Origin of the sequence: Brachymonas sp. J145 (assembly GCF_036312245.1) — a bacterium.
GTDB lineage: Bacteria > Pseudomonadota > Gammaproteobacteria > Burkholderiales > Burkholderiaceae_C > Brachymonas > Brachymonas wangyanguii.
Map to the genome: position 1 here is coordinate 1 of NZ_JAZDCI010000004.1, position 14,533 is coordinate 14,533.

The following is a 14,533-nucleotide window of genomic DNA, read 5'->3' on the forward strand; positions in this document are numbered from 1 at the left end:
GCCGACGGTGGGCGAGCCCAATGAGCCGGCCACCGCCAACGTGACGGCCACGGTCAACGAGAAGGGTCTGGCGCCGCGTGGTGCGGAGCCGGGCGGTTCGGGCGAGATGGCAGACGGCAACGGAGCCAACGACAGCGACAAGAGCGAAGCGACGACAGGCACGATTGCCTTCACCAGCAAGGACGGCGTGGGCTCGGTGACGCTGGGTACGGTGGCCTTGGGCACGGATGCGGCCACAGCGGTGACGGTGCAGGACGATGGCACAGGCACGCTGAAGGCGTACTACGAGTTTGATGCTGCGACAGGTGCGGGCACGGTGCACTACAGCTACGTGCTCAAGGACAACGTGGCGCATGCGGATGCGGACGGCACGAACAGCCTGAGCCTGCCCCAGGTGGGCCTGGTGGTGACGGATGCGGACGGCCAGACGGCCAGCGGCAGCGTGACGATCACGATCGTGGACGATGTGCCGACGGCGGAGGTGGACACGAACAGCGTGGCTGCGGGCAGCAATGGCCCGGTGAGCGGCAATGTGCTGACGAATGACGTGCAGGGCGCGGACGGAGTCGTGGTAGTGGGCGTGCAGGTGGGCGCAGGCGATGTGCAGGCGATCGGCACGGACACGGTGGTCAACGGTCAGTACGGTGTGCTGACGATCAGTGCGGACGGCAGCTACAGCTATGCGCGCACGCCGGGCACGCCGGGCGGTGTGAGCGATGTGTTCAGGTACACGATCGAGGATGGAGACAAGGACACGTCGGTGAGCACGCTGACGATCACGCTGGGCAACGTGCCGCCGACGGTGGGCGAGCCCAATGAGCCGGCCACCGCCAACGTGACGGCCACGGTCAACGAGAAGGGTCTGGCGCCGCGTGGTGCGGAGCCGGGCGGTTCGGGCGAGATGGCAGACGGCAACGGAGCCAACGACAGCGACAAGAGCGAAGCGACGACAGGCACGATTGCCTTCACCAGCAAGGACGGCGTGGGCTCGGTGACGCTGGGTACGGTGGCCTTGGGCACGGATGCGGCCACAGCGGTGACGGTGCAGGACGATGGCACAGGCACGCTGAAGGCGTACTACGAGTTTGATGCTGCGACAGGTGCGGGCACGGTGCACTACAGCTACGTGCTCAAGGACAACGTGGCGCATGCGGATGCGGACGGCACGAACAGCCTGAGCCTGCCCCAGGTGGGCCTGGTGGTGACGGATGCGGACGGCCAGACGGCCAGCGGCAGCGTGACGATCACGATCGTGGACGATGTGCCGAGCGCAACGGCGGAGGCCTCCCAGAACGTAGCCGAGGGTGCGACGCTGCCTGGTCAGTTCGACTTTGAGGCGGGCGCAGACGGCGCGACGCTGACGCACGTGAACACGACGGAGCTGGCGTTTGACGCCGGCACGGGCTGGTCACAGTGGGTGGACCTGGGTGCAGGCGAGTTGCGTGCGAAGGCGGACGGCAGCTACGAGTTCAAGGCCGATGCGGTGACGCTGACGCCGGTGGCCCCGGTGGTGGGCACGTTCACGGTGACGGATGGGGACGGGGACACGGCGCAGGCCGGGTTCACGTTCCAGGTGACGGATGCGAACACGCCGTCGGATAACAACAAGTCTGTGGCAGCGGTGGACGATGACGGTCTGACGGGTGGCAACCCGACGAGCACGGTGGGCGACCTGAATGCGAACCTGGCCGGCGACACGAACACGAGCGAAGCGGTGTTCACGAGCGTGCTGCAAGGCAGCGTGGGAGCTGATGGAGCAGGCAGCAATGGCTTCACGTTTGCCACGGCGCTCAGTGGCGGAACAGCGACGCTGGGCCAGGAGACGGTGACGTACACGGTTGTGGGTGGCGTGCTGACGGCCAAGATCACGACGAGCCCGGATGCGACGCGTGTGGGCACAGACCTGTTCAAGGTGGAGATCACGGACAAGGCAACGGGTGCCTACACGGTGACGTTGCTGGACAACGTGCTGCATGCGGCCGGCCCGGATGACGAGGGCACGACAGATCCGACGGTGGTGCTGGGCTACGTGATCACGGATGCGGACGGCAGCGCAACGACGAACAACACGCTGACGATCACGTTTGACGATGATGCGCCGACGGCGCTGGCAGACACGCGCACCATCACGGAAGATCAGGAAATCACTGACGGCATGGTGATGACCAACGACATCCAGGGCGCAGATGGCGCGACGGTGGTTGGAGTTCGTCTGGCCGGTACAGATGAAACGACGGCTGTGGTTGGTAATGTAGGAACTGCGTTTGGAGGTGCGTACGGTACCTTGACGCTGCAGGCCAACGGCACGTATACCTACAAGCCGAATGCAGTCGCCCAGACCATGAGAGAGGGAGATAGCGCAGTTGACAGCTTTGTCTACACGATTCGGGATGGCGACGGGGATCTGTCAACCACGACCCTGAAAATCACCATTACAGGGGAGAATGACTCGCCCGAGTTGGATCCGGGTACACCGGTTAAGATGGTGGTTTCAGAAGAAGGCCTGACCGGTGGTATTCCGGATAGTGCCGGAACCTCTGACCAGACGGATGCTGCGAATGCCCAGGCCTTGGGTGTGATCAAGTTCGTGGACGTGGACAGCTTGACGTATACCTTCAAGTTCACGGCACCCACCTTGACAACGCCGTTTACCTCTGGTGGCAAGCTTGTCAAGTGGGATGACACCACGGATAACGTCCTGATCGGTTACACCGGTACCAAGGGGCAGCCGGATTATGTCGAGGTCATCAAGGTAGAAAGTACCCCGGCGCTGGCTGTTACGGGAGCGACCAATGCGTACGAGGCAGGGGTTAATGTCACCCTTACCAAGCCGCTGGACCATCCGAACAAGACTGTCGAAGACGTGCTGGATTTCGCCTTTGATGTACAGGTCAGAGATGGGCATGGCGACTTGAGTGCCGACAAGCAAGAATTTGTTGTCACCGTGGAAGATGACAGCCCGTATGCCTCACCGGTGTATTCGACTGTGGGTGTGGCCAGCAAGTTCTACGCCAACGTCATGATCAGTCTGGACTTGTCTGGCAGCATGGATGACATTGTGACAATTACCAGGGCCAACGGCACAACCTACAACACGACCCGTCTGGGTGCGGCCAAGGATGCCCTGAACATCATGCTGGATCAGTACCAGGCCAACCTGAATGCGGCGCAGGAAGGGGAGGTCAGGGTCAGCCTGTCCAGCTTCAACTCCAGGGCCACGCAGCAGACTGCGGGCTGGGTGACCATTGCGCAGGCCAAGGCGATCATTAATGCCTGGAACAATTACGATGGTTCTGGTGCCACCAACTATGATGCTGCCCTGCAGGAATTGATCGACTCCTTCAGTGCGGCCAACAATGCGGCGCAGGGCATTTACGGTCACGATACCGTAAACGGGGTGTATGGTCAGCCGGTAGCCAAGGGCAAGGATCCTGCCAATATTTCCTACATGCTGACGGATGGCGCACCCACGGCCAGCAATGGTTCCAATAATGGCATCAGCAGCGGAAGTATCACCGGCTTCCAGGCTGGTGGCAATACCGATGTGGGCCAGGCCAACTGGGAATCTTTCCTGCGTGGCGAGCTGAACATCAACAAGGACTACAAGATTGTCTCCTATGCCATCGGCATGGGGGCGGGGGCTAACCTGAACCAGTTGCTTCCGATTGCCTACAACGGTGTGACCGGAGCAGATGACAATGCCAATCTGGCCAAGGTCGTGACCAACATGAGTGATCTGGCAGCTTTCCTGACCGGAACTACGCCAGTACCTCAGGCGATCAACAGCACACTGCTGGCAGGTAGCATCCCCGGCTCGGGCTTTGGTGGAGATGGCGGTTATGTGACCAGGGTGGAAATCGGCGGCCATATCTACACTTGGGATGGTCAGGCGATGACTGGCAACGGCGGAACGTGGCAGCATCTGGGCAACGGCAAACTGCAAGTTACCACGGCCAAGGGTGGCGTGCTGACCATTGCCATGGCACAAGGCACAGAGTCCGGGAACTACACCTACGATCCGCCTGCGAGCGTTGTCAATTACGACCCGGAAGTGGCCCTGTTCAGGTTTGTGGATGGAGATGGTGACGTGGTTGAAAGCCACCTGATCATCAACCTGACTGCCTTGCCGATCAGCAATGCCACCCTGTCTGGCGATGTGACTGCCGACACCCTGACGGGTACGGCGGGAGTCGACACCATTGATGGCCGTGACGGTATTGACACACTGAACGGCATGGGCGGCAATGACACCCTGTACGGCGGTGCTGGTGACGATACGCTCAATGGGGGAGATGGCGATGATTTGCTGTACGGTGGTATCGGCAATGACACGCTGAATGGCGGCAACGGTAACGATATCCTGATTGGCGGAGCCGGCGTTGACACCCTCACAGGTGGTGCAGGTGCGGATCGCTTCGTGTTCACTGCGCCCTTGCTTGCAGCCAACGCTGATGTGGTGAAGGATTTCAATGCTGCCCAAGGCGACAAGCTGGTACTGGATTCCCGCTATTTCCCTGGTCTGGAAGGCACTTCACCGGCATGGACGTTGGAGTTTGGCAGCAGCGCTACCACGCAAAATCCGACGGTGCTGTATGACAGCGCAACCGGCAATTTGTCCTACGATGCAGATGGCACGAACACGGTGTATGCGCCGACGGTCTTTGCCACTCTGGAAAACAAGCCCGCCAGCTTGCTGACCAGCGACTTCGTGGTGATTTGATCCACGGGGTATCCCGGGCATGCTTGCATGCCCGGGATCAGTCCAATGCCGACCAGTCATGGTCGGCATTGGGCATTCAGGGGGAGCCGGCACTGTTGTACTTGGCTCGGGTTTTACGGATTCGCGTGATGGCCTCGGAGACTGACTGACCTTTACCCCAGCAACCCCACCCCCATCACCACCGCAATCAGCACCGGCGTAATCCGCGTCAGCACCCAGTACACCCGGCGCAGCAGAGCCTGATTGGATAGGGCACCCTGGTTGCTGTTGGCCTGCACAAAGGCCTCGCGGCCCCAGCGGCGGGCGATGAAGATGCAGGTGAGCAGTCCGCACAGCGGCATCAGCAGCTTGCTGGAGAGAAAATCGAACAGGTCAAACAGCGACATGCCGGCAATTTGCACCTGGCTCAGGCTGCTGGCTGACAGGGCGCTCAGGCTGCCCAGCAGCGCCAGCACGACGATCACGCACCAGGTGGCGCGGGTGCGTGGCTGGCGGTAGTGTTCGTGCAGAAAGGCCACCGGCACTTCCACCAGCGACAGCATGGCGCCAATGGCGGCCAGCGCCGTCAGGATGAAAAACACCACCAGCAGTCCATGCCCCAAGGGCATGCTGGCAAACACGGCCGGAATGGTCTGGAACAGCAGCGCCGGGCCGCCGGAAGGGTTGAAGCCCAGCGCAAATACCGCCGGAAAAATCGCCAGCCCGGCCAACAGCGATACGCTCAAATCGGCCAGCATCACGGTCAGCGCCGTGCGCGGAATGTTCTGCTCCTGGCGGAAATAGCTGCCGTAAATCATCATGCTGCCGACTGCCAGAGATAGCTTGAAGAACGCCAGCCCCAACGCCATCAGCACCACCTGGCCGTTGAGCCGCGCAAAATCTGGCAAAAACAGAAAGCGTACCCCCTCCATCGCTCCGGGCAGGGACAGCGAGGCCACCGCTACCGCGATCAGCAGCACGAACAGCAGCGGCATCAGACGCTTGGTGACGGCCTCGATGCCGCGGCTGACGCCAAAAGTGATGATGCTGCCCACCACCAGCAGCACCGCCCACTGCCAGCCCAGCGCCTGCATCGGCGACTGGATCAACTGGCCAAACGTGCCTTCCAGCAAGGCGCGGTCCTGCGTCAGGATGCTGCCGCCCAGGCTCTTGCCGACATAGGCAAACACCCAGCCCACCACACTCGAATAAAACGACATGATCAGCAGCACCGACACCAGACCCATGGCACCGATCAGCCACCAGGCACTGCCGGGTGCCAGCTGGCGGTAGGCATCGATCGGGTTGCTGCGCGTGCTGCGGCCCATGCTGATCTCGCCAATCATCAGCGGCAGCCCCACCACCAGCGTGGCCAGCAGGTAGATCAGCAGAAAGCCGCCGCCGCCATTCACGCCCACCTGGTAGGGAAACATCCAGATATTGCCCAGACCCACAGCCGAACCCAGCGTGGCGGCAATCACGCCAAAACCGGAACTGAAACCATCACGCGAAGCACTGTTGCCGCTCATCTCTGCCGCCTGTCTGCCGAAGGAAAACGCGCATTGTAGGGCGGCGCAGGCAAGCCGTCGCGTATTGCCACCAGCTGCTGCAGGGCTGCCCCGGCCAAGGGTCTTCCCCGCTGGCCGGAACCACCGCGGGCTGGTAAGCTCAAGAGGTTTTGCCATTTCCCGGAAAGGCTGTCTGGCTGCGTGCTGGTCGCGCAGTGTCCACTACAAGGAGTATCCGCATGAGCACCCCCCTGATGCAAGCCATCGACACCTGCAGCGCCAGCGCGCTGGCCTCCGGTGATCTGGTCCCGGTTCAATCCGAACAGGTCACGGTCGAAGACGGCGGCATGCAGTTCCGCGTGCTCTGGGTCTCCTCGCTGGCGGCCAAGGACGCCACCGCCAAGGTGGCGGTGCCAGGTGGCCCGCGCGATCCCAATTTTAACCCCTTCCTCAATCCCGATCCGGCCCTGACCGTCGGCCCGATCGGCGAGCACCACACCATCATCCTCAACAAGTTCCCGCTCACGCCGCGCCACCTGGTGCTGGCACGCCGCGTGTTTGCCGAACAGCTGGAGCCGCTCAGCCTGGAAGACTTTACCGCGCTGGCGCTGGTGATGACCGAAGCCGGCGGCCTGGGCCTGTACAACGGCGGCACCGCTGCCGGTGCCAGCCAGCGCCACAAGCACGTGCAGTGGATTCCCGGCACCGATGAGCAGGCGCATCTGCGTCTTTACCAGCCGGGCCTGCCGGCCGATGCGGAGGCGCAGACCGTGGCACGCCACCCGGGCCTGGCCATGCAGCACGTGTTCGTACGCACCGGCGAGATTCAGGGCATGCGGGTGGAGCAGGCCGCCAGGGCGCTGCACCAGGCCTTCCAGCGCGGCTGCAGCGAACTGGGCCTGGCCCCGGCCAGCGACGGCCTGATGCCGTCCTTCAACCTGCTCGCCGGTGACGGCTGGCTGCTGCTGATTCCGCGCACCCAGGAAATGTACGAGGGCATCTCCTTCAGCGCGATCTGCTTTGGCGGTGCCCTGTTCACGCGCCAGCCGGAGCAGATGGAGCTGATCCGCAGCGTGGGTCCGCTGGCGGCACTGGCCGGCGTCGGCTACCCGCTCTGAGCCTCAGAACGGCCTGCGTCTGAGTAAGCGGCCATCTGGCCGGTATTGCAGGTCCAGATTCTCCCGGCTGCCATGCAGCACCGCCTGGAAATGCGGCTGCTGACGGAGCATGCTGAAGTTGATGAAGCGTATCGGACCAGAACCTTCCAGTTTGGCCGCCTCCGCCAGCACCTGCTGGTAGACCTGTGCCGCGATGCGCCAGGGCACGCGTGACGCCGGCATCTGGTCCGGGCGACTGGCTTTTGCTACCTGGTCTGGTCCCCGGTGTTGCCAACGACCATCCTGCCAGCGGTATTTTTCGTAATGACTGGACTGTTTCGGGTCCTGCACCACCACATCGATCCACTCCGGGTAGAAATTCACATGCCGCACCAGCCGGACCGGCTGCCCTTCAAATTCTGGCAGCTGCTGCAGTTGCTGCCCGATCTGCTCCAGCAAGTCTGGTTGCAGCAGCAGCGATACCGGTGGCCGTGGCGGCTCCGGAGCGGCCACGGCCAGGGGCTCGGCTTGCGGCGCAGCCGGAATCTCCTGATAGGCGCGCTTTTCTGCCTCGGACGCCGCGGATACGGGTGGTGGCACGGAGCGGAAGGCGTCGAAACAGCCGGCCAGCGGCAACAGCAGCAGCCAGGGCAGGGTACGGGTCAGCAATGGCCTCATCGCGATTGATCCACCCCTTCAAGGCGGCCGTCAGGGTAGTAGAACACGGTGTGGGTGCGGCGGTCATCCACCAGTCGCACGATCCACAAGGTCGGATCGCCCGTGCCGACATGGGTGGTGCCAACAATGCGCGTGATGCTGCGCTTGGTGCCGGCCTGGAACACCACCCGGTGGATGCGCTCCTGGTACAGGCCGGCGTTGTGCTGGCGCGCATCGGCATACAGCGCGGGCACCAGCGCAAAACTGATGGAAGACAGCGGCACGCGCCGGTCCTGGTCGGCATCGCGGCGCAGGCGTTCAGGCTGCTTGAATTTCCAGCCGGTATCGGCTTGCCAGCGGTAGGTGTCGCGTACCGTCGGGTTGTCCGCAGCTTCCAGCGTGATCTCCACCTGCTGCTCGCTGAAGTTGATCTGCTGCACCACCTGCAGTTGCTGGCCACGGTAGGCCGGGATCTGGTAGAGCGAGTTCTGGATCGCGTGCAGCAGCGGTGCGCTGTCTGCTGCAAACAGGTTGATGGCGGCCTGGGGCTGCTGCTGGCGCCAGGCGGCATAGGTCTGGCCGTGGTTGGGCGGTAGCGCAAAGGCGGTGCTGACTTCGGTCTGCCCCGGCGTGCTGCGAGCGGCACGCTGCTGCTGGTAGAACTCGCTCACATCCGGCCAGAGCAGCACGCCGGCCAGCAGGGCAGGCAATGCCAGCCAGGGCAGGACTGTCTTCAGTGACATGGCCGGAAACAACGGGTCAGCGTCAACATGCGTCCATGATGGCGAGCGCATGTGACGACCCGGTGACATCGCCGTGGCGGCGATGCCGGTCTGGTCGCTCAGGCAGGCGGCTTACAGTGCTGCCTGCAGGATCTCGCGGCTGATCTCCAGCGTGATGTCCTGCTTCTCGCCCAGCTGCGTCATCTCGTGCTTTTCCAGCGCGGCGATGATCGGGTCGATCGCCTCGGTGCCGAGCTGGTAGTCGGCCAGGCGCGTCGGCACGCCGAGCGATTCGAAGAATGCGCGCGTCTTGGCGATGGCGGCATCGATGCGCTCCTCTTCGCTGCCTTCGCGGATATCCCAGACGCGATCGGCGTATTGCAGCAGCTTGGCGCGCTTGGCCTCGCGGCGTACCTGCATCACGGCGGGCAGCACGATCGCCAGCGTGCGGCCATGGTCAATGCCGTGCAGCGCGGTCAGCTCGTGGCCGATCATGTGGGTGGCCCAGTCCTGCGGCACGCCGGCACCGATCAGCCCATTGAGGGCCATGGTGGCGCTCCAGACCAGGTTGGCGCGGGTGTCGTAATCGTCGGTCTTGTGCACCGCATCAGGGCCGATTTCCACCAGGGTACGCAGAATGCCTTCGGCCCAGCGGTCCTGCACGCGGGCATCGACCGGGTAGGTCAGGTACTGTTCCATGGTGTGGACAAAGGCATCGACCACGCCGTTGGCGACCTGGCGCTCCGGCAGCGAGTAGGTGCGCACCGGATCCAGCACCGAGAACTGCGGATACAGCAGGCGGCTGCTGAAGGACAGCTTGTCCTGCGTGGCCGCGCGCGTGACCACGCCGCCGGCGTTCATTTCCGAGCCGGTCGCCGGCAGCGTCAGCACGGCGCCAAACGGCATCGCGGCCTGCACCACGCGGCCATGCGTCTCCAGGATGCTCCAGGGATCTTCGTGGTCCTGCAGGCGTGCCGCGGCGGCGACGAACTTGGTGCCGTCAATCACCGAGCCGCCACCCACGGCGAGCAGGAAATCGATCTGTTCCTGGCGCACCTGCTGCACCGCCTTCATCAGCGTCTCGAAGGTCGGGTTCGGCTCGATGCCGGCAAACTCGGCCACGTAGCGCTGGCCGTTCTGCTTCAGCGCGTCCAGCACATCGGCCAGCGTGCCATTGCTGCGCACGCTGCCACCACCATAGAGCACCAGCACGCGGGCGCGCTGCGGCACCATGCGTGCCAGCTTGGCGGTGCTGCCCTGGCCAAACACGATGCGGGTGGGGTTCTGGTAGTCGAAATTCAGCATGGGGGAGTCTCCTGTGGCTTCTGTGTAATGGGAACTGATCCCCACATGGTAACGCGCCACGCCGGACCGCGTACTGGCGTCCGGTTTGGCAGCGTCATGCGGCTGGGCTATCATGCTCTGTTGACCATTTTTTCCTGCAGCCGTGTCAAGCGGCTGCCTCCTGCATGGCAAAACCGATTTCCCCCGCGCGCGCTACCAGCGCGCATACCCACATCAGCATCCGCGGTGCGCGCACGCACAACCTGAAAAACCTGGATCTGGACATCCCGCGCGATGCGCTGGTGGTGATTACCGGCTTGTCTGGTTCGGGCAAGTCCAGCCTGGCTTTCGATACCCTGTATGCCGAAGGCCAGCGCCGCTATGTCGAAAGCCTGTCGACCTATGCGCGCCAGTTCCTGCAGGTGATGGACAAGCCGGACGTGGACCTGATCGAGGGCCTGTCGCCAGCGATCAGCATCGAGCAGAAGGCGACCAGCCACAACCCGCGCTCCACCGTGGGCACGGTGACCGAGATTCACGACTACCTGCGCCTGCTGTATGCGCGAGCCGGTACGCCGTACTGCCCGGAGCACGACCTGCCGCTGCAGGCGCAGACCGTGAGCCAGATGGTGGATGCGGTGCTGGCGCTGCCCGAAGGCACGCGCGTGATGCTGCTGGCGCCGCTGGCGCGCGAGAAGAAGGGCGAGTTCCACGAGCAGCTGGCGCAGATGCAGGCGCTCGGCTACGTGCGCTTCCGCATCGATGGCGCGGTGGTGGACGTGGACAGCCTGCCGGAGCTGGCCAAGCAGGAAAAGCACAGCATCGACGTGGTGATTGACCGCCTGAAGGTGCGCGCTGATGTGCGCCAGCGCCTGGCGGAAAGCTTCGAGGCCGCGCTGCGCCTGGGCGAGCAGCGCGCCATCCTGCTGGAAATGGACAGCGGCACGGAGCACTGGTTCAATGCCAAGTACGCCTGCCCGGTCTGCAACTACAGCATTGCCGGGCTGGAGCCGCGCCTGTTCTCGTTCAACTCGCCGACCGGTGCCTGTCCGACCTGCGAGGGTATCGGCCATGTGGACGTGATCGATGCGCAGCGCGTGGTGGCGTTTCCGGGCCTGAGCCTGTCCAGCGGTGCCATCAAGGGCTGGGATCGCCGCAATGGCTACTATTTTTCGCTGCTGGAATCGGTCTGCCAGCATTACCAGGTGGATGTGGACACGCCATTCGAGCAGCTGCCGGAAGCGGTGCGCCAGGTGATCCTGCATGGCTCCGGTGAGGAGAAGATCAGCTTCCGCTACGTGATGGAAAGTGGCGCGCGCAAGGGCGAGGAAGTGGTCAAGCAGCATCCGTTTGAGGGCGTGATCCCGAACATGGAACGGCGTTACCGCGATACCGAATCGGCCGTGGTGCGCGAGGATCTGGCGCGCTATCGCAGCGTGCAGCCCTGCCATAGCTGCCACGGCACGCGCCTGCGCAGCGAGGCACGCCATGTGTTTGTTGGCGAAGGTGAGCAGCGCCGCGCCATCTACCAGATCGGCCAGGTCACGCTGGGTGACGCCCAGGCCTATTTCGATACCCTGGAGCTGCAGGGCGCCAAGGCCGAGATCGCCGACAAGGTGATCCGCGAGATTGCCAACCGGCTGCGCTTCCTCAACGATGTCGGCCTGAACTACCTGAGCCTGGAGCGCAGCGCCGAGACGCTGAGCGGTGGCGAGGCACAGCGCATCCGCCTGGCCAGCCAGATCGGTTCCGGCCTGACTGGCGTGATGTACGTGCTGGACGAGCCCAGCATCGGCCTGCATCAGCGCGACAACGACCGCCTGATCGGTACCCTGGTGCATTTGCGCAACCTGGGTAACAGCGTACTGGTGGTGGAGCACGACGAGGACATGATTCGCGCCGCCGACCACGTGATCGACATGGGGCCGGGCGCCGGCTTGCATGGCGGCGAGGTGATGGCGCAGGGCACATGCGCGGAGGTGATGGCCGCGCCGGAATCGCTCACCGGGCAGTACCTGAGCGGCACGCGCCAGATCGCCGTGCCGGCAAGGCGCACCGCCTGGCTGCCGGCGCCGGTGCAGGAAGTGGCCAAGCCGCGCCGCAGCGCTGCGCTGGCGCGCGCGCAGGGCGAGGCGCCGGTGGCTGCAGCCGAACATCCGGGCCTGCAGCGCATCACCGTGCGTGGCGCACGTGGCCACAACCTGAAAGGCGTGACGGTGGAGATTCCGGTTGGCCTGATGACCTGTGTCACCGGCGTGTCGGGATCGGGCAAGTCCACGCTGGTGAACGACACGCTCTACACCGCTGCCGCGCAGCAGATCCACCGCGCCCATGCCGAACCGGCCGCGCACGATGGCATCGACGGGCTGGAACAGTTTGACAAGGTGATCAACGTCGACCAGTCGCCGATCGGCCGTACGCCGCGCAGCAACCCGGCCACCTACACCGGCCTGTTCACGCATATCCGCGAGCTGATGGCCGAGATGCCGGCAGCGCGCGAGCGCGGCTACAGCCTGGGCCGCTTCAGCTTCAATGTGGCCGGCGGCCGCTGCGAGGCCTGCCAGGGCGATGGCGTGAAGCGCGTGGAGATGCACTTCTTGCCCGATGTCTACGTGCCCTGTGACGTCTGCCACGGCCAGCGCTACAACCGCGAGACGCTGGAGGTGCAGTACAAGGGCAAGAATATCGCGCAGATCCTGGAAATGACGGTGCTGGAGGCCTACCAGTTCATGGGCGCGGTCCCGACGATTGCGCGCAAGCTGCAGACCCTGCTCGATGTCGGCCTGAGCTATATCCAGCTCGGCCAGAGCGCGACCACGCTGTCGGGCGGCGAGGCGCAGCGCGTCAAGCTGGCGCTGGAGCTGTCACGCCGCGATACCGGCCGCACGCTCTACATCCTGGATGAGCCGACCACCGGCCTGCACTTTGGCGATATCGAGCTGTTGCTGAAAGTGCTGCACCACCTGCGCGACGCCGGCAACACCATCGTCATCATCGAGCACAACCTGGATGTGATCAAGACGGCTGACTGGCTGATCGACATGGGGCCGGAAGGCGGCGATGGCGGCGGCAGCGTGGTGGTGCAGGGCACGCCGGAGCAGGTGGCGGCTGAGCCGGCCAGCCATACCGGCCGCTATCTGGCGCAGGTGCTGGCACGTGCCCGGTGAGGGTCCGCTGATGGCTCGGTAGTTTCCCGGGGGTGGCCGACAGGCCGCCCGCGCTGCGGCACACTCGGGGCATTCCGATCCGAAACCGCTACACCATGCCCAAGTTTGTCGATACCTCCCCGCCCGGACAATGCATTTTCTGCCGCCTCGTGTCCGGCGAGATTCCGTCTGCCAAGGTGCATGAGGACGATCTGACGATCGCCTTCATGGACCTGGGCCAGGTCAACCCCGGCCATGTGCTGGTGGCCAGCAAACGCCACGCAGCCAACCTGCTGGAGCTCACGCCCGAAGAGGCGGCTGCCGTGATGCAGGCGGCGCAGACAATCGCCCAGGCCATCGTCGACGAGTTCGACCCGCCCGGCATCACGCTGCTGCAGGCGAATGGTGTCGAAGCCGACCAGACCGTGTTCCACTTCCACCTGCACGTGGTGCCCCGCCATGCCGATGACGGCATCGCGCTGAGCTGGCCGCGCAAGGAGCCGGGCTTTGACGTGCTGCAGGGCTATGCCGAGCGGCTGCGCGCGCGGCTGGGTTGAGGCTCAGTCCGGCTGCGGCCAGTGCGCCAGCAGCTGTTCCAGCACCGCCGCGCTGTAATGGCTGGCCACCTGTTCGGTAAAGCGCGGAAAATCCACATGCGCCTGGTCGTCGGCGCGGTCTGAAATCGTGCGCATGGCGGCAAAGGGCACGCCATAGTCGTGGCAGACTTGCGCCACGGCAGCGCCTTCCATTTCCACGGCTAGTGCATCGGGCACCTCGGCCAGTAGGCGCGCGCTGTCCTGCGCGGTGTTGATGAACTGGTCGCCACTCAGGATCAGGCCCTCGTGCACCTGTGGTGCCTGCAGGCCAAAGTCCTGCATCGCCTGTTCGCTGAGCAGGCCGGTCGGCTCGGACAGCGCCTGGCGCGCGGCGCTGGCCAGGGCATCGCTCAGGTCGGTATCGGTGCGGAAGCGCGTCAGGCCGTAGAGCGGCACCTCGTGGCGCGCAAACAGCGGCGAGGCGTTCAGGTCGTGCTGCAGAAAGCTGCGCGCCACCACCAGGTCTCCCACATTCACGCCTTCGCCCAGACCACCCGCCACGCCGGTAAACACGATGGCGCGCACGCCGTAGCGCTCAATCATCGCCGTGGCGGTGGTGGCAGCGGCCACCTTGCCAATGCGCGACAACACCGCCACCACCTGCTGGTCGTGCCAGTGGCACTGGCGGAAGCTGCGGTTGGCAATGCGCTGCTGGCTTTCGGGCGGCATGCGCAGCAGCACGGCCGACAGTTCGTCACGCAGCGCGCTGATGATGCCGATGGGGGCGGGGGAAGTGCTCATGGTCATGGGGAAATCGTAACAGGACTTGTCGGATCGCGGGAGTTGCCGGCAGATAGGGGTACATTCGATGCCATTACCTCGCC

Annotated in this window: 9 protein-coding genes; 4 read left to right on the forward strand and 5 right to left on the reverse strand. The window is 64.2% G+C overall.

What is annotated here, in order from left to right:
- Nucleotides 1-40 precede the first annotated feature (40 nt).
- Nucleotides 41-4,720 carry a beta strand repeat-containing protein gene (locus tag V1261_RS05260; protein WP_329770576.1) on the forward strand — a complete coding sequence of 1,560 codons (4,680 nt, stop codon included), beginning with the start codon at nt 41-43 and terminating at the stop codon, nt 4,718-4,720.
- Nucleotides 4,721-4,872: 152 nt separating this feature from the next.
- Here V1261_RS05260 and V1261_RS05265 read toward each other — a convergent pair whose 3' ends face one another.
- Nucleotides 4,873-6,228 (reverse strand): sodium-dependent transporter, encoded by a 1,356-nt coding sequence (locus V1261_RS05265; protein ID WP_329770577.1) that lies wholly within the window; start codon nt 6,226-6,228, stop codon nt 4,873-4,875.
- Nucleotides 6,229-6,446: 218 nt separating this feature from the next.
- Between V1261_RS05265 and V1261_RS05270 the strand changes: the two genes are divergently transcribed.
- On the forward strand, nt 6,447-7,325 hold the full coding sequence (locus V1261_RS05270; protein WP_329770578.1) for an ATP adenylyltransferase family protein: 879 nt from the start codon (nt 6,447-6,449) through the stop codon (nt 7,323-7,325).
- Nucleotides 7,326-7,328: 3 nt separating this feature from the next.
- Here the strand turns inward: V1261_RS05270 and V1261_RS05275 are convergent, their stop codons facing one another.
- The 3 genes from V1261_RS05275 to V1261_RS05285 form a co-directional block, all read right to left on the reverse strand.
- Complete coding sequence (locus V1261_RS05275; protein ID WP_329770579.1) at nt 7,329-7,982, reverse strand: hypothetical protein; 654 nt, start codon at nt 7,980-7,982, stop codon at nt 7,329-7,331.
- Nucleotides 7,979-8,704 (reverse strand): hypothetical protein, encoded by a 726-nt coding sequence (locus tag V1261_RS05280; RefSeq protein ID WP_329770580.1) that lies wholly within the window; start codon nt 8,702-8,704, stop codon nt 7,979-7,981. The genes V1261_RS05275 and V1261_RS05280 overlap by 4 nt, the downstream gene beginning before the upstream one ends.
- 111 nt (nt 8,705-8,815) lie before the next feature.
- Nucleotides 8,816-9,988 carry an iron-containing alcohol dehydrogenase gene (locus tag V1261_RS05285; RefSeq protein ID WP_329770581.1) on the reverse strand — a complete coding sequence of 391 codons (1,173 nt, stop codon included), beginning with the start codon at nt 9,986-9,988 and terminating at the stop codon, nt 8,816-8,818.
- A 164-nt stretch (nt 9,989-10,152) separates the two neighbouring features.
- On the opposite strand from V1261_RS05285, the gene uvrA reads away from it, so the two are divergent.
- Both uvrA and V1261_RS05295 read left to right on the forward strand, forming a co-directional pair.
- Nucleotides 10,153-13,134, forward strand: a complete 2,982-nt coding sequence (uvrA, locus tag V1261_RS05290; protein ID WP_329770582.1) for an excinuclease ABC subunit UvrA — start codon at nt 10,153-10,155, stop codon at nt 13,132-13,134.
- Between the two features lie 95 nt (nt 13,135-13,229).
- Entirely contained in the window at nt 13,230-13,670 is a 441-nt protein-coding gene (locus V1261_RS05295) for an HIT family protein (protein WP_329770583.1), read from the forward strand.
- A gap of 3 nt (nt 13,671-13,673) precedes the next feature.
- Here the strand turns inward: V1261_RS05295 and V1261_RS05300 are convergent, their stop codons facing one another.
- A complete protein-coding gene (locus V1261_RS05300) occupies nt 13,674-14,450 on the reverse strand; it encodes a 5'-methylthioadenosine/adenosylhomocysteine nucleosidase (RefSeq protein WP_329770584.1) in 777 nt (258 codons plus the stop codon).
- Nucleotides 14,451-14,533 lie beyond the last annotated feature (83 nt).